The sequence below is a fragment of the Leptospirillum ferrooxidans C2-3 genome (assembly GCF_000284315.1).
GTDB lineage: Bacteria > Nitrospirota > Leptospirillia > Leptospirillales > Leptospirillaceae > Leptospirillum > Leptospirillum ferrooxidans.
The window spans coordinates 2,058,256-2,076,375 of the sequence record NC_017094.1 but is presented as its reverse complement, the minus strand read 5'-3'; the positions used below and the strand labels follow the sequence as shown (position 1 = coordinate 2,076,375).

Here is an 18,120-nt window from a genome sequence, read left to right as displayed (position 1 = left end):
GGCAGAGTGTTTTTTTTAGGGTGTGAGCCGTCGGCTCATGTTCAATCGGACCATTAGGGTGACATTCTATCACTATTTTCTTTTTTGGAGGGCTTAATTCATGAGGATTTGGACAATGGCTGTTATGGGTGCAGCTGTGATTGGCTTCGCTTCAGCTCAGGCATTCGCTGGTGAGCTCGACATCCTGAAACCACGCGTTCCAGCTGATCAGCTTGCCGCCGCCAAGGCAATGAATCCCCCTTTCCCCGTGACTGCTGATGCAATTGCGAAGGGCAAGGAAGTTTTTAATGGTGCCGGTACTTGCTATACATGTCATGGTGTTGCTGGTGACGGAAACGGCCCTGGCGCCGCCGGAATGGATCCTGCTCCCCGCAATTTCACCAACAAGCAGTTCGAACAGGTCAGAACATCTGGCGAAATGTTTTGGGTCATCGCCAATGGATCTCCTCTCCAGCCCGCCATGGTGGGTTTTGTGAGCGCAGGACAGATCACAGAAAAGCAGGCATGGGAAGCTGCCATTTATGAGAGAAGTCTCGGCTGCGGAAATGATATGGATTGTGTTGCCGGAAGTGCCAGCTGGGTTGGCAAGCAGCCAGTCAAGGAAGAGGCTGCCGGGAATCTGAAGCCAGAGCTCTTGAACCTGAGCGCCAAGTAATAACGCGTTCATTCTTTTGAACAGTGGAGGTGGTTGACATGTCATCTGCCTCCCTGCTCATGATCTCTTGACATGAAGTGCCCGTTGCTGTAGTTTTCTCCGAATGTGTTTTTTTAGTCCGTTTCTCCTGAAATAGTTGATAGCTGCTGTTTTAAGGTTTATAACCCAGTTTTCCCCCTGATCCCGGGTCCACTTTATATAGGAACATTCCCATATCCCTCAAAACATTCTGAGAAGTTGCCCAAGATGACCAATCAGACTTTCTGTTGAAAGATCAGATTTCAGGAAGTTTCTGTCGTATTTCGGTGGCCGCCCGTAGCCAGGGTCTCCTCAGGGTTTTTGGGACTTGTGTGCCGGTATCCCTGTTTGACAGTGGATTTTCCGGTTATAGATCGGCGATGCCCGTTTTTTGGCCATCGCTGGACAACCATCACCCGATCTGACGTCTGTTCAATAATAAGGAAGCTTAATTTGAGCTCTGACAGGCGAGAGGCATTCATGAATCTTGCGGAACTAAAAGAAAAAAGCATTGCCGATTTGACGGATCTCGCCAAGGAACTCCATATCGAAGGCGCGGTCAACCTGCGGAAACAGGATCTGATTTTCGCTCTTCTCCAGGCTCAAGCCGAAAAAAATGGAACGATTTATGGTGAAGGGGTCCTCGAGATCCTTCAGGACGGTTTTGGTTTTCTCCGTTCTCCACTTTATAATTATCTTCCCGGTCCGGATGATATTTATGTATCCCCTTCCCAGATCCGCCGTTTCAATCTTCGGACAGGAGACACTGTTTGGGGGCAGATCCGTCCACCAAAGGAAGGTGAACGGTATTTTGCGATGCTTAAGGTGGAAAAGGTCAACCTTGAGGATTCGGACACGGGTCGGGAGAAGATTCTTTTTGATAATTTGACTCCGCTTTATCCGATGGAGCGAATCCGTCTGGAAACAACACCGGATGACCTCTCGATGAGGGTGATGGATCTTGCCACTCCGATCGGAAAGGGCCAGCGGGGTTTGATCGTGGCACCTCCGCGCACAGGAAAAACCGTCCTCCTTCAGGGAATTGCCAAGGCAATCGCAAGAAACCATCCCGAGATTGTACTGATTGTCCTCCTGATCGATGAGCGTCCGGAAGAGGTGACCGATATGTTGCGCCAGGTCAAGGGAGAGGTGGTCAGCAGTACCTTTGATGAACCGCCGCAAAGACATATTCAGGTCGCTGAGATGGTTCTTGAAAAAGCCAAGCGACTGGCAGAGTCCCAAAAGGATGTGGTGATTCTTCTGGATAGTATTACCCGTCTTGCCAGAGCTTTTAATACCGTGGCTCCCCCTTCCGGAAAAGTTCTGTCAGGTGGTCTTGACTCCAATGCCCTTCAGCGTCCCAAACGCTTTTTTGGATCTGCCAGGAATATTGAGGAAGGTGGTAGTATCACCATTATTGCCACGGCACTTGTTGATACCGGAAGCAGGATGGATGATGTTATCTTTGAGGAATTCAAGGGAACAGGCAATATGGAACTTCACCTTGATCGCCATCTTGCTGACAGGAGAATCTTTCCGGCGATCGATCCCACACGATCCGGAACCCGTAAGGAAGAACTTCTTCTTGACAAGGATGAACTCAACAAGATGTGGATCTTGCGAAAGGCGCTGAATTCCAATAACCCTCAGGATGATATGGAATACTTGCTGGGGAACATGAAAGGCACCAAAGGAAACAAGGAGTTTCTTGAACGGATGATGAAGGGGTAATATCCCGTTTCATCATTCATTAAATCGTCACTTTTTAGGAGAAAATCATGAAACCAGGAATTCATCCCGAGTATGAAATTGCCACTGTCAGCTGTGCATGTGGAAATACCTTTGAGACAAGAAACACCACAGGCGACCTGAAGATTGAAATTTGTAACCTCTGTCATCCCTTCTTTACAGGAACGATGAAAATCATTGATGCTGAAGGCCGTGTCGATCGCTTCAACAAGAGATATCGTCAGGCTGGCAAGTAAGCTGAACAGAAGGGATCAGGTTTGCCACCCTCTGGCATGATCGAGAAGGTTCGTCCCCGTATCGAGGCAATGATTGAGCGATACAGGGAAATTACCGGTAAGATGGGGGATCCTTCGGTTTCGAAGGATCATACCCTCTATATGAAACTTGCCAAGGACCAGTCGGAGCTCTCTTCGATTGTAGAGGCTTACGAACGTTTCTGCCAGATGGAAAAAGAGCGCTCCGATCTTGACGAGATCCGGAGCGATCCCTCGATGTCTGATCTGATCGGAGCCGAAGAAGAGCGGATCTCCCGGGAGATTGCTTCTCTCGAGGGTAAGCTTCTGGACTCGATTTTTCCTCCGGATCCCTTTGACCAGAAAAATCTTTACCTAGAGATCCGGGCAGGTGCAGGAGGAGATGAGGCGGGTCTTTTTGCCCGTGAACTGGGTCGCCTTTATATGAGATTCATGGATCGGCATCGCCTGAAGGCCGAAATCATGGAAACGAGCGATACCGAAATCGGTGGCTCAAAAGAAATTGTCATTCACGTTCAGGGCCGTGGTGCCTACAGTCTGCTCAAGTTTGAGAGCGGTGTCCATCGGGTTCAGAGAGTGCCTGTTACCGAGGCGGGTGGGCGGATCCACACTTCGACCGTTACGGTTGCCGTTATGCCAGAGGCAGATGAAGTGGATGTGCAGATTGATGCCAAGGACCTCAGAATTGATACTTTTTGCGCCTCATCCGCTGGCGGACAAAGTGTCAATACGACTTATTCGGCTGTCCGCATTACCCATATACCCAGCAATATTGTGGTTTCCTGCCAGGATGAGCGTTCTCAGCTGAAAAATCGGGCGAAGGCAATGAAAGTTCTCAGGTCTCGACTTCTCGAAAGGGAGATGAGTCGTCAAAACGAGATTATCGCCTCTGATCGGAAAAGTCAGGTTGGAAGCGGAGATCGCTCCGAAAGGATTCGGACCTACAACTTTCCCCAAAATCGGGTCACGGATCACAGGGTCGGTTTGACGCTCTACCAGCTTGACCAGGTGATGGAGGGGGAGATAGATCCATTTATCGGAGCTCTCAGGGCACAGGAGAGGGCTCGGGAGATAGAGCAGTTTGGATGAAACCATTTCCTGTCTGATCGCGAATGTCTGATAAGTCCGTTTTCTTTCAAAAAAGGGGCGTTCATGGTAGATCATCCTACTGGCCATGAACGCCCCATGACGGTTGATGAGTGGCTATCATGGGGAACCCGGATGCTTTTGGAGCTTGAAGATGCTCCTGATCGGGAAGCAAGGGGTTTGATGGCATCGATTCTGGGAGGCGTCGGGTCTGTTGTGATCAATGGACCGAGACCATTGCCTCCGGAGTTGGCCGACCTTTACGTCGAACGGATTGCTCGCCGCAGGAATAGAGAGCCGTTCCATCTGATCACTGGAAACGTTCCGTTTTACGGAACGATTTTTTCGGTTTGCCCGGGTGTCCTGATCCCGAGGCCGGAGACAGAGCTCCTGATCGAGCAGATATTTCTCCGGAGACAAGGCTGTCCTCCCAAAAGCATTCTCGAGCTTGGAGGCGGATCAGGTGCCATCATCTGCTCTCTTCTTTCGCTATTTCCGGAGGCAAGGGGGGTCGCTGTGGATATAGAGTCGGCGCCGCTGGAATGTATGATGGAAAACAGAAAGCGGCTATCTCTCGAAAACCGTTTAAGCCTCTTGGCGGGAAATTGGGATGATGCGATTTTGCCAGGTCTCCCCTTTGACCTGATTGTCTCGAATCCCCCCTATATTGCTTCCGGAGAAATCATGAGCCTGATGGACGAGGTCCGAAATTATGAACCCCATCGGGCACTGGATGGTGGGGAGGATGGTCTCGACTGTTACCGGCAAATCCTGTATTCGGACATTCCTTACAGGGTGGCTTCAGGCGGTCTTATGGCGATGGAGATCGGTGCCGGTCAACGTTGGGCTTTTGAGAGCTCCGGACCGTTTGCTCTCATCGAAGGATTTGGTCCGGCTGAATTTGTATCCGATTGGGCAGGACATGATCGGGTTGTGATCTGGGAAAGGAAGGATTAGAGATTGGACCGTTTCCGCATTGAGGGGAGGCAACTGTTAAACGGGACGATTCCTGTTTCCGGTTCCAAAAACGCGGCTTTGCCCATTTTGTTCTCAACCTTGTTGGGGGGGGGACTCACAATTGGGAATATTCCCTGTCTGAGAGATATCACCACTGCCATAAAGTTGCTCTCCCAACTGGGAATTCAGGCAGGTCATGATTCTTCCCGGGCGGCATGGGCCAGCAATATTTCCTTTTCCGAGCGGGATCTGACTCCGACCGAAGCTCCATATGATCTCGTGCGTGTGATGCGAGCCTCCATCCTCTGTCTTGGTCCCCTTTTGGCCCGACGTAAAAAGGCTAGGGTGTCTCTTCCGGGCGGATGCCTGATAGGAGCGAGACCGGTTGACCTGCACCTTCATGCCCTTCAGAAAATGGGAGCCCGCATTTCCATCGATCACGGTTATATTGATGCGTCAACCGATGGATTGGTTGGCTGTGATATCCATTTGTCCTATCCGACGGTGACAGGTACTGAAAATATTCTGATGGCGGCAGTTCTTGCTTCTGGAACATCCAGAATCTCAAACGCCGCACAAGAGCCGGAAATTGCTGACCTTGCCCATTGCCTGGTGGCAAGAGGAGCCAAAATAACGGGAATCGGATCCTCCGTTCTGGAAATAACGGGAGTCGATGAACTTGGGGATGCCAGATACGACGTGATGTTTGACAGGATCGAAGCAGGGACATTTCTTGTTGCCGGAGCATTGATGGGTGATCCCCTCTCCATTTCCGGAGTGCTTCCGGATCAGATGTCATCGATTATCGCAACTCTTGAAGAAATGGGAGCGGAAATCGAAATAACGGGAAACCGGATCACTCTTTCCCGAGTTCTTTTTCCACGGGGATCTACGGTGATGACAGATCCGTATCCAGGATTTCCCACAGATATGCAGGCACAGATTCTTCCCCTGATGGCAATTTCCACCGGACCGTCGACGCTGATAGAAACCGTTTTTGAAAGTCGATTCACCCATGTGATGGAGATGAATCGAATGGGTGCAAACATTGAAGTCAGGGGATCTCATGCATTTGTCAGGGGAGAATGTTCTCTTGAGGGTGCATGTGTGATGGCCTCGGATCTTCGTGCCTCAGCTGGTCTGGTTCTCGCCGGTCTCGTGGCTCATGGAGAAACGACCGTCCAGCGGGTCTACCATATTGATCGGGGATATGAGAGGATCGAGGAAAAGTTATCCGGTGTCGGTGGGAAAATCTGGCGAGAAAGTGAAGAGGTCTGACAGAGGTGGTATTTCTTTGAATCGTTCGGAACGAATTGAAAAAAGCTCGGGAAAGGGAACGGGTTCTTTATCGCTTGCCCTGGCAAAGGGCAAGCTCCTGACCGACACGATGGAGATACTGGAGAGTGCGGGATATCGCTTCCCGGACTTTTCCCCCGGGAGCAGAAAGCTGACATTCCTTTCAGAGGACGGTAGCCTTGAGATACTGATGGTCAGGGGATCCGATGTCCTGTCCTATGTGGAGTATGGCGGGGCCCATATGGGGGTTGTCGGTCTGGATCTGATTCTGGAGGAGGACAGGCCCGTTCTGGAACCGTTGGATCTGAAGATCGGTTTTTGCCGTCTGGTTGTGGCTGCACCTCTCGGTCAGGAAGGACCGCCTCCCCTTGGTCGTCCGATCCGTGTCGCAACAAAATACCCTCGACTGGCAGAAAAGTATTATGTGTCCAGAGGTGTCTCTGTTGAGATCCTGAAACTTCATGGATCCCTTGAGCTTGCACCAAAGGTGGGGTTGTCCGACCGTATCGTGGATCTTGTTGCCACAGGGAAAACCATTCGGGAGAATCATCTTGAAATTGTTGATGAAATCCTTGCCTCGACAGGAAGGATCGTTGTCAGTCGGGCGGCTTGGCCCCAAAGGAATCAGGCAATCAGATCTTTCCTTGAGAGGATTGTCCCGCATGTTCCGAAAGATCCCGTTATCTCTTCCTGACTTGACAGGATTTCCCATTCTTTGAGGAGTCTTTTGGCCAATGAGTGATCCATCCATTTTTTCCGCGAACAGCCGAATTTTCACGCCCGCTTCTCCCATTGAGGCGGAGAATCTCCTTCGCCCGATTTTTGATCGTTCGGAAGATGCTGATGCTCAGGAAGTCAGGGAAGCCGTTCGGGAAATTCTTTATGATGTCCGCACGAAGGGAGATGCCGGTGTCTTAAAGTGGGCAAGTTCTCTTGACGGTTTTTCAGGGGATGAGAAAGCGTTTGCAATTGATCCTGAGAGACTTCCTGTTGCTTGGAACAGTCTTCCTGGCAATGTTCGGGAAGCTTTTCAGGAAGCCAAAAAAAGAATTTGCGATTATCATGTCTCCGCATTGTCCTTATTGCACGACCACCTTCCTTCCCCGGGAAAGGCCGGATTCCGTCTGACCCCACTGGAGCGTGTTGGTATTTATGTTCCTGGTGGAACAGCAGCCTATCCTTCAACGGTTTTGATGACCGCTCTTGTCGCGAAGGTCGCCGGTGTTAAAAATATTGTCGGTGTGACTCCGGCCAGAAATGGAGAGGTTCCGCCCTCCATTCTTGCGGCTTTCCACCTGTCTGGCGTGACGGAGGTGATCGGTATCGGAGGAGTTCAGGCGATTGGCGCGCTGGCTTTTGGAACAGAGAGTGTCATGCGAGTGGACAAGATTGTTGGTCCGGGGAACCGCTTTGTTGCAGAAGCCAAGCGTCAGGTATTCGGACTTGTGGATATTGATATGATTGCCGGTCCAACAGAAGTTGTCATTATTGCGGACGAGACCGCCAACCCCCGCTGGGTTGCGGCCGACCTTTTGGCCCAGGCCGAGCACGATACCCGATCGTCGGCGATACTTCTCACCGATTCCCTTGTTTTGGCAAAGGAGACGGCCCGGGAAATGGATGAAATGCTCGGGAGCCTCCCGAGATCAGCCATTGCGACCGAGTCGATCTCCCGCTATGGATATCTCATGGTCGTTGGAGGAATGGATGAGGCCTTAAGGTTATCCGACAGGATCGCTCCGGAACATCTTGAGCTACATGTGGTTCAGCCGATGACCCTTGTTCCCCGATTGGCTCATGCGGGAGCCATTTTTATTGGAGAAAGCAGTGCGGAGGTTTTTGGTGACTACATGTACGGTCCGAGCCATGTTCTTCCCACTTCGGGATCTGCCCGTTTTTCATCTCCTGTGTCGGTTGAGACCTTCATGAAAAGGACCAGTCTGATCAGAGGATTCGGGAGCCCGGAAGAACAGGAGTCCATGGTTCGGATGACGGCCTTGCTCGCCAGGCTTGAGGGTCTTGAAGGACATGCGAGGTCCGCACTTCAGAGGGCATGTTTGAACGATAAAGAGACCATCTGATGAACTCCTGGATCCGGGAAGATGTCCGGACCATGAAAAGTCCCTTTCTCCAAGAACCTGCTTTTTCCATGTCCGGAGCTGATCCCTCGGAAATTTTCTTTCCTCTACCCTCCGAAGTAAGAGGCGCACTGTCCGACAGGTTGGCTTCTGTTTCTCTCAACCAGTATCCGGATCACAAAGCCAGTGAGCTGGTCAAAGCCCTTTCTGCCCTTTGGGGGGTTGCTTGCGGTAATATCCACCTGGGAAACGGATCTGACGAGATTATCCTGAATCTTTTCCTGGCAACCCGGGGGCCGGTGATCTGCCCTGTTCCGTCCTTTTCCATGTATGAGGTGATCGCCCATGTTGCGGGAAAGACCTTCATACCTGTGGATATGACAGAAGAATTTTCCATTGATCTTGAAGCCATGGAAAAGGTGATGTCCGTCCAGGATATTCCAGGCGTTCTTGTTGTGGCATCTCCCAATAATCCTACCGGACAGGCCTGCTCTCATGACGAGTTGTTTCGCCTCCTCGAACTTGCTCGAAACAGGGGATTTTCACTTCTGGTGGATGAAGCGTATTTCCCTTACCATAAAGAGAGTTTTGTGGGGGCACTGAGTCAATCAGACAATCTTCTTGTTCTTCGGACATTTTCCAAGATGGGCTTGGCCGCGATTCGCCTGGGGGTTCTTCTGGCAAGAGATACGGTGATCCGGGAGATTGATAAGATCCGTCTCCCTTATAATCTGAACTCCCTGACTCAGGAGGCGGCTCTTTTTTTGATCAGGGACCATTTTCATCTTCTCTCGGAATCGGTTGCAATGGTGGTCCAATTTCGGGAAAAGATGGAAAAAGAGCTTTTATCAGTCCCAGGGCTTTTGTTTTTTCCCTCCCGGACAAATTTTCTTCTCGTCCGGTTCTGGCCTGGAACAGGGTCTTTGGTGTTTGCGAAACTTCAGGAAAATGGAGTTCTGGTTCGGGACGTCTCTTCGCACCACCCTTTCCTGAAGGATTGTGTTCGTATCTCGGTTGGATCGCATGAGGACATTGAAAAGCTTATGAAAATCTTGAGACATTTTTCTGAAGGGACAAGGTCATGAATACAGAAACAGGAGTCTTTGCCAACAGAACGTTCTCCGTTGAAAGGAAAACCCGGGAGACGCAAATTGTCGCCTCGCTGAATCTCGATGGGACAGGTCGTTCCAGAGTGGATACAGGTATTCCCTTCCTCGATCATATGATCGACCAGATTGCTCGTCATGGACATATGGATATAGAGCTGTCCGTGAAGGGAGATCTGGAGGTGGACTTTCATCATACGGTCGAGGATGCGGGACTTGTTTTTGGAGAACTTGTCGACAGGTGTCTGGGGGATCGGGTGGGGATTGCCCGTTTTGGACACTTTTTTGCCCCTCTGGATGAATCTCTCGCACATGTGGTGATCGATCTCTCGGGGCGTCCTTACCTCGTATGGGATCTTCCTTTTGAGCGTGGAGAGCGTGTGGGAAATATGGATCCGGACCTGATCATGGATTTTTTTCAGGCGGTTGCGGTGGCTTCACGCTCGACGATCCATGGCCGAATCCTTTACGGCAGGAACCTTCACCACAAGATCGAGGCGATCTTCAAGGCCTTTGCCAGATGTTTGATGATGGCGGCAGAGATCGATCCCCGTCAAAAAAGCGTTCCTTCAACCAAGGGGATATTGTAGGTGAGCTCGGACAAGAAAGCACTGACAGCTGTTCTCGACTATGGTATGGGAAATCTGTTCTCTGTTTCCAAGGCTCTAGAGGTTTCCGGACATGCGGTGACCATGGTTTCATCCGGGGCTCCTCCGGAAGAGGCGACACATCTCGTTCTTCCGGGAGTGGGGGCGTTTGCCCAGGGAATGGAAAACCTCGTCGAGAGAGGCTTTGATCGGGTCATTCTGGACTGGATTTCTTCTGGGAGGCCTTTTTTGGGAATCTGTCTGGGAATGCAGCTTCTCTTTGACGAAAGTTTTGAGTTCGGCCATTACAGGGGGCTGGGTGTTTTTGAGGGATCAGTTGTCGGCTTTGATCCCATGAAGGGGAAGGTCCCTCACATGGGCTGGAACCAGATTGAGAAAAAAAGGGAAGTCGAGATTCTGAAAGGATTGCCGGACCAATTTGATGCGTATTTCGTGCACTCCTTTCATGTGGTTGCCAAAAAAGAACCCGATATTGCGGGCATAACGGATTATCAGGGAAAATTCACTTCGATCGTTGCAAGTGGTCCTGTTTTTGGCGTTCAGTTCCACCCTGAAAAAAGCCAGAGTGCAGGTCTTGCGATCCTGGAGTCTTTTGCCAAATGCCAAAAAGGTGAAAAATGAAGCTTTATCCAGCGATTGATATCCGGAACGGGCATGTCGTCCGATTGACACAGGGGGACTTCTCCAGGGAAACAGTCTATGCGGAAGATCCTGTCCAGATGGCTGCCCAATTCAAGGCAGCCGGCGCGACCCATCTTCATGTCGTGGATCTTGATGGTGCCAGGGAGGGAAGTCCTGTCAACATTGCGATCATCTCCTCCATTGTCCGAATTTTTGACGGATTTGTTCAGACCGGAGGGGGTATCCGTTCTCCGGAAATTGCTCAGAATTACCTTGATGCCGGAGTTTCCCGACTGATTCTGGGAACTTCCGCGCTGACAGATCCGTTTTTTTTAAAAAAAATGGTTGAGCTCCATCAGGATTGTTTCTATGTGGGTGTTGATGTCAAGGATGGTGCGATCGCCCTGAGAGGATGGTTGTCCGTTGATACCCGTGATCCCCTTGAGGTTATGGTCCGTCTGGCCGAGGAGGGAGTCCGCGGATTTGTCTATACGGATATTTCCAGGGACGGGCTCTTGTCCGGTCCGAATTTTGACCGGACGGAAGAGGTCAGGCACTCGGTTCGGGTGCCTGTCATCGCAAGCGGCGGTGTCACATCCCTGATGGATCTTCAGCAATTGCGGGAACGGGGAATTGATGGTGCGATCGTCGGCCGTGCTCTCTATACAGGGGACATGAATCTCTCTGAAGCACTTTCGCTTTTGCAGGGAAGGAGTTAGCAGTGCTTTTGAAGAGGATCATTCCATGTCTGGACATGAAAGCGGGAAGGGTGGTGAAGGGAGTCAAGTTTGCCGACCTGAGGGATGCGGGGGATCCTGTTGAGACCGCTTCCCTCTATGACAGGATGGGGGCGGACGAGATCTGTCTTCTGGACATTACGGCGACTCTGGAGGACAGGGAAGCCTTGTTGGATGTGGTCCACCGGACTGCGGCCAAAGTTTTCCTTCCCCTAACTGTCGGAGGGGGCGTTCGTCAAGTGGAGGATATGCGAAAACTTCTATTGGCCGGGGCAGACAAGGTTTCGGTCAATTCTGCGGCGATTTCCAATCCGGAACTTTTGTCGGATTGCGCACGTCGTTTCGGGAGTCAATGTGTCGTTTTGGCCGTGGATGCCAGGAAAGAAGGGACGGGTTACCGGGTCTATAGTCATGGGGGTACTCGCGATACGGGGATTGACGCACTCGATTGGATCTCTTCGGGTGTTTCAAAAGGAGCGGGGGAGATTCTTCTCACGGCGATTGACCGTGACGGTACCAAGTCCGGATATGATCTTGACCTGATCAGGACCGTTTCCCAACGGGTCAATGTTCCTGTCATAGCAAGTGGCGGAGCGGGTAAGATGGAGGACTTTTTACAGGCATTCGAAGCTGGCGCTGACGCGGCTCTTGCTGCAAGCCTCTTCCATTTCGGGGAGGTCTCCCTTCCGGACCTGAAGCGTTATCTGTCTGATCAGGGCGCTTTGGTTCGAGCCCACTCCGGGTCAGGGAGAGCGCTCCATTTGTCCGGTGATTCCCGATGATTCCCGAGATTCTTTTTCCTCCCGATGGGCTCCTTCCTGCCATCGTACAGGACGTTTCCACCGGTCGGGTTTTGATGTTGGGATACATGAATCAAGAGTCACTTCGTCAAACGCTTGAAAGGAGGCGGGTCGTTTTCTGGAGCAGAAGCCGGAATAAACTTTGGGAAAAAGGAGAAACATCCGGTAACGGGCTTGTTCTGGAAGACCTGAGGGTTGACTGCGATGGCGATGCGATTCTGCTTTTGACTTCTCCGCTGGGGCCGACTTGCCATACCGGTCTTGAAAGCTGCTTTGATACAGCAAGTTTTGAGGGAGTGAGACCAGGATTTGAGGTTTGGGCCAATCTTGGTAAAACCCTCAAAACACGGTGGGATGCGTCACCGGATGAATCTTATGTGGCTTCTCTCCTGAAGGCACCTGTCGAGAAATCGGCAAGAAAAGTGGTGGAGGAGTCCTGTGAGGTTTTGGTGGAGATGGTCAAGTCCAATGATGAAGAGGCCCTGCGGGGTGAATGGGCCGATCTTTTCTTTCATGTCAGGGTGGCCATGGAAAGAAGCCATGTCACATTTGATGAGGTCATGAAAGTTCTGGATGGACGGACAGGAAGAGGAGGTCTTGCAGAAAAGGCCTCGAGGAAGAAGAAGGGGGATATGGGTGGAAGCTGATTGTTTGTTTTGCAAGATGGTCTGTGGCGCGATTCCTGTGACGCTTGTTTGTCAAAACGATGCGGCTATTGTGATCCGGGATATTGCGCCAAAAGCTCCCGTGCACATGCTGGTCATTCCCAAACGTCATGCAAAAGATATGATTTCTTGGTCTGTTGAGGCTCAGTCTGACGAGTGGGGCAAGGTCATGGATCTTTCCAGCCAGGCGGCAAAAGACGAAAACATTGTTGAGAATGGTTTTCGGATTGTGATCAATACCGGCATTGACGGTGGGCAGACCGTTGGGCATCTGCACTTGCATCTTTTGGGGGGACGGGCATTTTCTTGGCCGCCTGGATAGATTTAGAGACTATGGGTTGTTTTTTTCGGAGAGTGTTCGTTGGTTTTAGCTTATGGAAAGAAAAACCATCGGACCCCGGCTGGGAGGCCCGATGGCATTATGAAGAACTTAGAATGATTACTTCTTTTTGGCGACTGCATCCTTGAAGGCTTTTCCAGCGGAAAAACGTGGAGATGTTGTTGCTGCGATCTTGATGGCTGCGCCCGTTGCGGGGTTTCTGCCCATCCTTGCCTTTCTCTTGACGGAATGGAATTTTCCAAAACCGACAACACTGACTTCATTTCCTTTGGCAACACTTTCCGTAACGGTCTTGAACAGATGATCTACCACTTCGCCAACAGCTTTCTTTGTCAATGTTGGGCTTTTGGCTGCGATAGCATCGATCAGGTCGGACTTGGTCATGGTGGATTTGGCCATGGAAGGCTCCTTTGTTCGAATGAGATCTCATCTTTATGGATGATGGCTCATGAAGGTGAACCCCGTTAGGGATGGGGCCTGTTTATGCCGTTCTGAAGCCCATGCTTCTTATGGTATTACCGGCATATCGGTGCGATGCTATCAGACAAAAAAAGATTTCGCAAATGTTTTGGACTCCTGAGGACAATAGTTCATTGGAAAAAATCGGGTATGGGTTCTTTTCACTCATTAAAACAATGGGGAGAAAAATCTGGCAAGGTCAAAATTCCCATAAGTGGCGTCCTTTTCCTGGAATCCGAAGCGAAGCCTCCGGGAAGACGGATAAATTTTTTGGACCGGTCCGGAAGGGGATCCAGATGTTGTCCGAAAGTTCTTTGACAGAAGTCCTTCCAAGCGTTAAACTAAACAAATGTCCATTTTTAGAAATTCAGACCAAAACAAAACTGAGGAGATTTCATGACTGGTGTTCGTATCAAGGAAAATGAGTCCTTTGAAAGTGCGTTGAAGCGGTTTAAAAAACAGTGTGAAAAAGCGGGCATTCTTTCGGAGATCAAGAAAAGGGAACACTATGAAAAGCCCAGCGTTCGACTGAAGAAAAAAGCCCTTTCGGCTCGAAAGAAAGCTTTGAAGCGTGCCCGTATGGCGGTCCGGTAGCAGATGTCACTGTCTCTTCTTGAAAGGATCCAGTCCGATATCAAGGACAGTCTTCGTTCCGGCCAGAAGGAGAGGCTGTCCATTCTCCGGATGGTGATGGCCCAGATCAAGAACAAGGCGATTGAAAAGGGACGGGATGCCCAGCTCACAGAGGATGAGATTGTTGATCTTCTTGCCGGGATGCTGAGGAAGATGGAGGAGTCTGTTGCCCAGTTTACGATGGGCGGACGTGAGGATCTTGCAGAAAAAGAGAGATCCGAGATGGTCGTGATCCGGGAGTTTATGCCCGAACCTCTTTCTGTCGAGCAGATTGATGGACTGATCGCTGAAGCCATAAAAGAGACTCATGCAACATCTGCAAAGGAAATGGGTTCAGTCATGAAGTGGCTGACTCCAAAAACAATGGGTCGTGCAGATAACAGGGTCGTCAGTCAAAAGGTGAAAGCATTACTGGGGGGGTAAGCTACGGTTCTGGGAGATTTTTCTGACCGGAAGGATTACCTTGAAAAAGTTCGGAAAGCATCGGATCTCCTTGAAATAGCGGGAGGGAGACTTTCCCTGAGGAAACGTGGCCGTGTATGGGTGGCCCTGTGTCCATTTCACGAGGAAAAAACCCCGTCTTTTCAAATTGATCCGGAGCGCCAGCTTTTTTATTGCTTCGGCTGTCAGTCAGGTGGGGACGTTTTCCGTTTTGTTGAGCGTCTGGAGCACAAGAGTTTTTCTGAAGCCCTCCAATTTCTCGGAGATAAAGCCGGAATACCACCGCCTGATCGTGCCGGATCCTCGGAAACTTCCGACCGCAGGAAGATTTGTCTCGGGCTTTACCGGGAGTTTGAGGCACAGTATCGTAAATCCCTTCTTTCTCCTGAGGGAGGACCTGCCAGGGAATATCTTTTCGAAAAACGTCAGATCTCCAAAAAAACTTCGGAGCGTTTCGGGCTGGGCTTTTCTCCTGCAGGTCCATTTCCGTTACTTCGTGAGGCCAGTTCTGATCGGTTGAAGGAGATGGAGTTCTTTGGACTCATTCGACCGATGAGAGGTGGTGGCGCGCGCGACTTCATGAATGGCAGACTGATCATTCCCATTCGGACCGAGAGCGGCTCGACGGTCGCTTTCGGGGGGAGAGTCATTGGTGCCAGCTCCGGTCCCAAATACATGAACTCTCCGGAGCATGCCTTTTATCGGAAAAAAGATGTTCTTTTTGGCCTGGACCAGGCGAGGGCTGCTTTGGAGAAGACCCGTCAGGCTGTGGTGGTAGAAGGTTACTTCGATGTGATTGTCCTGTCGGAGTTTGGTCTTTCCAATGTTGTCGCTCCATTGGGAACGGCGCTGACCCCATCTCACCTCCTCCAGCTCTCCAGAATGGTCGATGAAGTGGTACTGATGTTTGATGGGGATCGTGCCGGAAGGAGTGCGATGGCGCGTCTTCTTGAGAAGACAGTTTTTGATTCCCGAATGTCCGTACGCGCAGCGGGAATCCCAGACGGCCTTGATCCGGATGAATGGATCCGTAGGGACGGTCTTGATGCAGTCCGGGAGAGGATTGCTTCGGCCCCTCTTCTTTCGTCTTATGTCGTTGAACAGATGAAGCAGACTCTTGATCTTTCAGGTGAAGAAAAGGAGGAAATCCTTTCCGGTTTCGAGGTTCTGGTCAGAAGGGTGCCCGATCCTCTGGAACAGGATCAATTGCTTTCGATGGGTGCCGGTATTTTTGGTATCGATAAAAGTCTTCTCGCTTTGAGAGTTCTTCAGGGGGGGGATCGAAAGCCGCCGATAGCATCTCCTTCAGATGAAAGGAAGTCCGGAACGACCAACAGCGAGCTCAAGGAGCAGAACCTCCTTGTGGAATTGTTCAGACTTTGGGGGGACGGATGTCATCCCCACCCGTCTGAAGTCTTGTCCCTTGGGGATTTCTCTTTCCTGGAGAAAAAAGAGTTCCTGGAGATTCTTGGACGCCTTTGGGAAAACCCCCAGGCATCTCCGGTTGAAATACAGCAACTGATCTCCCCATCACCGTCACTGACTGTGTCGTGGATGTCCCTTCCCCCAGGGAATGAGGGAAGGGATGAGCGTTTCAGGGATCTTGTTCTGATGGTTCGGCGTCTCGGTCTTCATGCGCGAAAACGCGGAGGACAGAGTTTGCGTCTTGTCTGATGTTCCTTTTGTGTTCTGGAAATGGCTTTTGTTTTTGTCAGGATATGTTCAATGTTTTGTTGAGTCGCTTTCCTTTCGTGGCTGATTTGTGCAGTTCCTTAAGAGATCAATCCTGAAGATTGGATATTGAGAGGGGTGGAATGAGCAAAGGCGAAAAGTTAAATGAAATGAAAGATCTGATCAGTCTCGGCAAAGAGAGGGGTTACCTCACTTATGACGAATTGAACAATGTACTTCCTCCGGAGGCGATTGGGTCAGATCAGCTGGATCACTTGATGAGTTACTTCGGAGACATGAATATCGATATCGTTGAAGAAGATGGCGGTGCCGGTGTTTTTGGAGATGTTGATTCCGAGGATGAGGAAGGTTTTGAGGAGGTTGATCCCCACGCCATCGTGGAAAGTGATGAAGATCCCGATGAAGGGATGGACATGACTCCGGGGGCTCTCTCCAAGATTGATGACCCTGTTCGTCTTTATCTGAAGGAAATGGGCGCCGTTCCCCTTTTGACACGGGAGGGGGAGATTGCCATTGCCCAACGGATTGAAGAAGGCCAGAAGGAGGTCTCCGGCATACTTTTTGGAATGCCCTTCACCATCAAGACGATCCTCTTGTTAAGGGAGAGATTTGAAACGGGTGTCGTCGGGATCAGGGAGATCGTCGATGTTTTTGAAGAGGAAGAATCCGAGGATTCCGAAGAGGGCGAAACCTCTTCCGCTGTGAGGGAAGCCAGGGATCAGTTCATGCTCCAGTCTGAAAAACTCGCCGGCCATTTTGCAAAGATGAATGAATTGGCTGAAAATTGGCACTCTCTCCCAAAGACCTCTTCCAAGCGAAAAGCGGGACGTGACCAGATCAACAAGGTAAAGTCCGACATTGTCGAGTTGATCATGGAGATGAAGCTTCATCGCAAGCAGGTAGAGCTTATGATTCGGCAACTGCATGAAGTGGTTGCCCTGATAGAGCAGTCGACCCGCCAGATGGATCAGGTCAGGCGCAAGCTTGCCGTTCCAAAGGAAGAGATCCTCAAGGCAATCGAGTCGATGGGTTCGGATGGCATTGTTCCTGAAAAATTTTCTTCCTCTGACCGCCATGAGCTTCTTTTGCGATATCGGGACTCGCTCGACAAGGTGAGACGAGCCGAGGCAGATGCGCTTCTATCCGCAGATGAGATTGGGGAGAGAGCCAAACAGCTTGAAATTGGTGAAGAGAAGGTTCGTGAAGCAAAAGCCGAATTGATCAAGGCCAACCTGCGACTTGTTGTCTCCATCGCCAAGCGTTATACAAACAGGGGACTCCAGTTTTTGGACCTGATTCAGGAAGGCAATATCGGTTTGATGAAAGCCGTTGACAAGTTTGAGTATCGAAGAGGGTTCAAATTCTCCACATATGCGACATGGTGGATCAGGCAAGCGATTACTAGGGCCATTGCAGATCAGGCGAGAACGATCCGTATCCCGGTCCATATGATCGAGACGATCAATAAGCTGATTCGCACGACACGACAGCTTGTCCAGCAATATGGCCGTGAACCTCTTCCGGAGGAGCTTGCGAAAGAAATGCAAATGCCGGTTGAAAAGGTGAGGAGGGTCTTGAAAATTGCGAGGGAGCCGATATCCCTTGAAACTCCGATCGGCGAGGAGGAAGATAGTCACCTCGGAGATTTTATTGAAGATAAAAAGTCCATCTCCCCGATTGATTCTGCTGTCCGGTATGATCTGGTCAGGAAAATCGGAAAGGCGCTCGGAACCTTGACTGATCGCGAGGAAAGAGTTATACGTTTAAGGTTCGGAATTGGTGAGTCAACGGATCATACCCTCGAGGAAGTTGGGCAGGACTTCGATGTAACCCGGGAAAGAATCCGGCAAATTGAGGCAAAAGCGCTCAGAAAGCTTCGTCATCCCGCCAGAAGCAAACAACTTAAGAGTTTTGTTGACTGGTAG

Annotated in this window: 20 protein-coding genes; 19 read left to right on the top strand and 1 reads right to left on the bottom strand. The window is 50.6% G+C overall.

What is annotated here, in order from left to right; translation table 11 throughout:
* Nucleotides 1–100: 100 nt before the first annotated feature.
* The 15 genes from LFE_RS10460 (at nt 101) to LFE_RS10390 (ending at nt 12,952) form a co-directional block, all read left to right on the top strand.
* Nucleotides 101–655 (top strand): cytochrome 579, encoded by a 555-nt coding sequence (locus LFE_RS10460; RefSeq protein WP_041774375.1) that lies wholly within the window; start codon nt 101–103, stop codon nt 653–655.
* A 498-nt stretch (nt 656–1,153) separates the two neighbouring features.
* Nucleotides 1,154–2,404: a transcription termination factor Rho gene (gene rho / locus LFE_RS10455; RefSeq protein WP_014450193.1), complete on the top strand. Its 1,251-nt coding sequence runs from the start codon at nt 1,154–1,156 to the stop codon at nt 2,402–2,404.
* A 47-nt stretch (nt 2,405–2,451) separates the two neighbouring features.
* A complete protein-coding gene (rpmE, locus tag LFE_RS10450; RefSeq protein WP_014450192.1) occupies nt 2,452–2,658 on the top strand; it encodes a 50S ribosomal protein L31 in 207 nt (68 codons plus the stop codon).
* Nucleotides 2,659–2,679: 21 nt separating this feature from the next.
* Nucleotides 2,680–3,765 (top strand): peptide chain release factor 1, encoded by a 1,086-nt coding sequence (gene prfA / locus LFE_RS10445; RefSeq protein ID WP_014450191.1) that lies wholly within the window; start codon nt 2,680–2,682, stop codon nt 3,763–3,765.
* A 63-nt stretch (nt 3,766–3,828) separates the two neighbouring features.
* Nucleotides 3,829–4,719: a peptide chain release factor N(5)-glutamine methyltransferase gene (gene prmC, locus LFE_RS10440; protein ID WP_014450190.1), complete on the top strand. Its 891-nt coding sequence runs from the start codon at nt 3,829–3,831 to the stop codon at nt 4,717–4,719.
* A gap of 3 nt (nt 4,720–4,722) precedes the next feature.
* The gene (murA, locus tag LFE_RS10435) at nt 4,723–5,997 is read left to right on the top strand and encodes a UDP-N-acetylglucosamine 1-carboxyvinyltransferase (protein WP_014450189.1); all 1,275 of its coding nucleotides are present in this window, start codon (nt 4,723–4,725) and stop codon (nt 5,995–5,997) included.
* Between the two features lie 16 nt (nt 5,998–6,013).
* Entirely contained in the window at nt 6,014–6,709 is a 696-nt protein-coding gene (gene hisG / locus LFE_RS10430; protein ID WP_014450188.1) for an ATP phosphoribosyltransferase, read from the top strand.
* A 40-nt stretch (nt 6,710–6,749) separates the two neighbouring features.
* Nucleotides 6,750–8,096 (top strand): histidinol dehydrogenase, encoded by a 1,347-nt coding sequence (gene hisD, locus LFE_RS10425; protein WP_014450187.1) that lies wholly within the window; start codon nt 6,750–6,752, stop codon nt 8,094–8,096.
* Nucleotides 8,096–9,178, top strand: coding sequence for a pyridoxal phosphate-dependent aminotransferase (locus LFE_RS10420; RefSeq protein ID WP_014450186.1), 1,083 nt, complete (start codon nt 8,096–8,098; stop codon nt 9,176–9,178). Before hisD ends, LFE_RS10420 begins: the two co-directional genes overlap by 1 nt.
* Entirely contained in the window at nt 9,175–9,789 is a 615-nt protein-coding gene (hisB, locus tag LFE_RS10415) for an imidazoleglycerol-phosphate dehydratase HisB (RefSeq protein ID WP_014450185.1), read from the top strand. The genes LFE_RS10420 and hisB overlap by 4 nt, the downstream gene beginning before the upstream one ends.
* Entirely contained in the window at nt 9,790–10,428 is a 639-nt protein-coding gene (hisH, locus tag LFE_RS10410) for an imidazole glycerol phosphate synthase subunit HisH (protein ID WP_014450184.1), read from the top strand.
* The gene (gene hisA / locus LFE_RS10405; RefSeq protein WP_014450183.1) at nt 10,425–11,147 is read left to right on the top strand and encodes a 1-(5-phosphoribosyl)-5-[(5-phosphoribosylamino)methylideneamino]imidazole-4-carboxamide isomerase; all 723 of its coding nucleotides are present in this window, start codon (nt 10,425–10,427) and stop codon (nt 11,145–11,147) included. Before hisH ends, hisA begins: the two co-directional genes overlap by 4 nt.
* 2 nt (nt 11,148–11,149) lie before the next feature.
* Entirely contained in the window at nt 11,150–11,947 is a 798-nt protein-coding gene (gene hisF, locus LFE_RS10400) for an imidazole glycerol phosphate synthase subunit HisF (RefSeq protein ID WP_014450182.1), read from the top strand.
* Nucleotides 11,944–12,612 carry a bifunctional phosphoribosyl-AMP cyclohydrolase/phosphoribosyl-ATP diphosphatase HisIE gene (gene hisIE / locus LFE_RS10395; RefSeq protein ID WP_014450181.1) on the top strand — a complete coding sequence of 223 codons (669 nt, stop codon included), beginning with the start codon at nt 11,944–11,946 and terminating at the stop codon, nt 12,610–12,612. The genes hisF and hisIE overlap by 4 nt, the downstream gene beginning before the upstream one ends.
* Nucleotides 12,602–12,952 carry an HIT domain-containing protein gene (locus LFE_RS10390; protein ID WP_014450180.1) on the top strand — a complete coding sequence of 117 codons (351 nt, stop codon included), beginning with the start codon at nt 12,602–12,604 and terminating at the stop codon, nt 12,950–12,952. Before hisIE ends, LFE_RS10390 begins: the two co-directional genes overlap by 11 nt.
* Nucleotides 12,953–13,069: 117 nt before the next feature.
* Here the strand turns inward: LFE_RS10390 and LFE_RS10385 are convergent, their stop codons facing one another.
* Nucleotides 13,070–13,369 carry an HU family DNA-binding protein gene (locus LFE_RS10385; protein ID WP_014450179.1) on the bottom strand — a complete coding sequence of 100 codons (300 nt, stop codon included), beginning with the start codon at nt 13,367–13,369 and terminating at the stop codon, nt 13,070–13,072.
* Nucleotides 13,370–13,825: 456 nt separating this feature from the next.
* On the opposite strand from LFE_RS10385, the gene rpsU reads away from it, so the two are divergent.
* From rpsU to rpoD, 4 genes are all read left to right on the top strand, one after another.
* Complete coding sequence (gene rpsU / locus LFE_RS10375; RefSeq protein WP_014450178.1) at nt 13,826–14,023, top strand: 30S ribosomal protein S21; 198 nt, start codon at nt 13,826–13,828, stop codon at nt 14,021–14,023.
* 3 nt (nt 14,024–14,026) lie between these two features.
* Nucleotides 14,027–14,485 (top strand): GatB/YqeY domain-containing protein, encoded by a 459-nt coding sequence (locus LFE_RS10370; RefSeq protein ID WP_014450177.1) that lies wholly within the window; start codon nt 14,027–14,029, stop codon nt 14,483–14,485.
* Between the two features lie 9 nt (nt 14,486–14,494).
* Complete coding sequence (dnaG, locus tag LFE_RS10365) at nt 14,495–16,177, top strand: DNA primase (RefSeq protein ID WP_081495424.1); 1,683 nt, start codon at nt 14,495–14,497, stop codon at nt 16,175–16,177.
* 140 nt (nt 16,178–16,317) lie between these two features.
* Complete coding sequence (rpoD, locus tag LFE_RS10360) at nt 16,318–18,120, top strand: RNA polymerase sigma factor RpoD (RefSeq protein WP_014450175.1); 1,803 nt, start codon at nt 16,318–16,320, stop codon at nt 18,118–18,120.

Coding starts and splice junctions, on each gene's coding strand:
- LFE_RS10460 (WP_041774375.1), top strand. CDS start 101: ATGAGGATTTGGACAATGGCTGTTATGGGTGCAGCTGTGATTGGCTTC.
- rho (WP_014450193.1), top strand. CDS start 1,154: ATGAATCTTGCGGAACTAAAAGAAAAAAGCATTGCCGATTTGACGGAT.
- rpmE (WP_014450192.1), top strand. CDS start 2,452: ATGAAACCAGGAATTCATCCCGAGTATGAAATTGCCACTGTCAGCTGT.
- prmC (WP_014450190.1), top strand. CDS start 3,829: ATGGTAGATCATCCTACTGGCCATGAACGCCCCATGACGGTTGATGAG.
- hisD (WP_014450187.1), top strand. CDS start 6,750: ATGAGTGATCCATCCATTTTTTCCGCGAACAGCCGAATTTTCACGCCC.
- LFE_RS10420 (WP_014450186.1), top strand. CDS start 8,096: ATGAACTCCTGGATCCGGGAAGATGTCCGGACCATGAAAAGTCCCTTT.
- hisB (WP_014450185.1), top strand. CDS start 9,175: ATGAATACAGAAACAGGAGTCTTTGCCAACAGAACGTTCTCCGTTGAA.
- hisA (WP_014450183.1), top strand. CDS start 10,425: ATGAAGCTTTATCCAGCGATTGATATCCGGAACGGGCATGTCGTCCGA.
- hisIE (WP_014450181.1), top strand. CDS start 11,944: ATGATTCCCGAGATTCTTTTTCCTCCCGATGGGCTCCTTCCTGCCATC.
- LFE_RS10385 (WP_014450179.1), bottom strand. CDS start 13,369: ATGGCCAAATCCACCATGACCAAGTCCGACCTGATCGATGCTATCGCA.
- rpsU (WP_014450178.1), top strand. CDS start 13,826: ATGACTGGTGTTCGTATCAAGGAAAATGAGTCCTTTGAAAGTGCGTTG.
- LFE_RS10370 (WP_014450177.1), top strand. CDS start 14,027: ATGTCACTGTCTCTTCTTGAAAGGATCCAGTCCGATATCAAGGACAGT.
- rpoD (WP_014450175.1), top strand. CDS start 16,318: ATGAGCAAAGGCGAAAAGTTAAATGAAATGAAAGATCTGATCAGTCTC.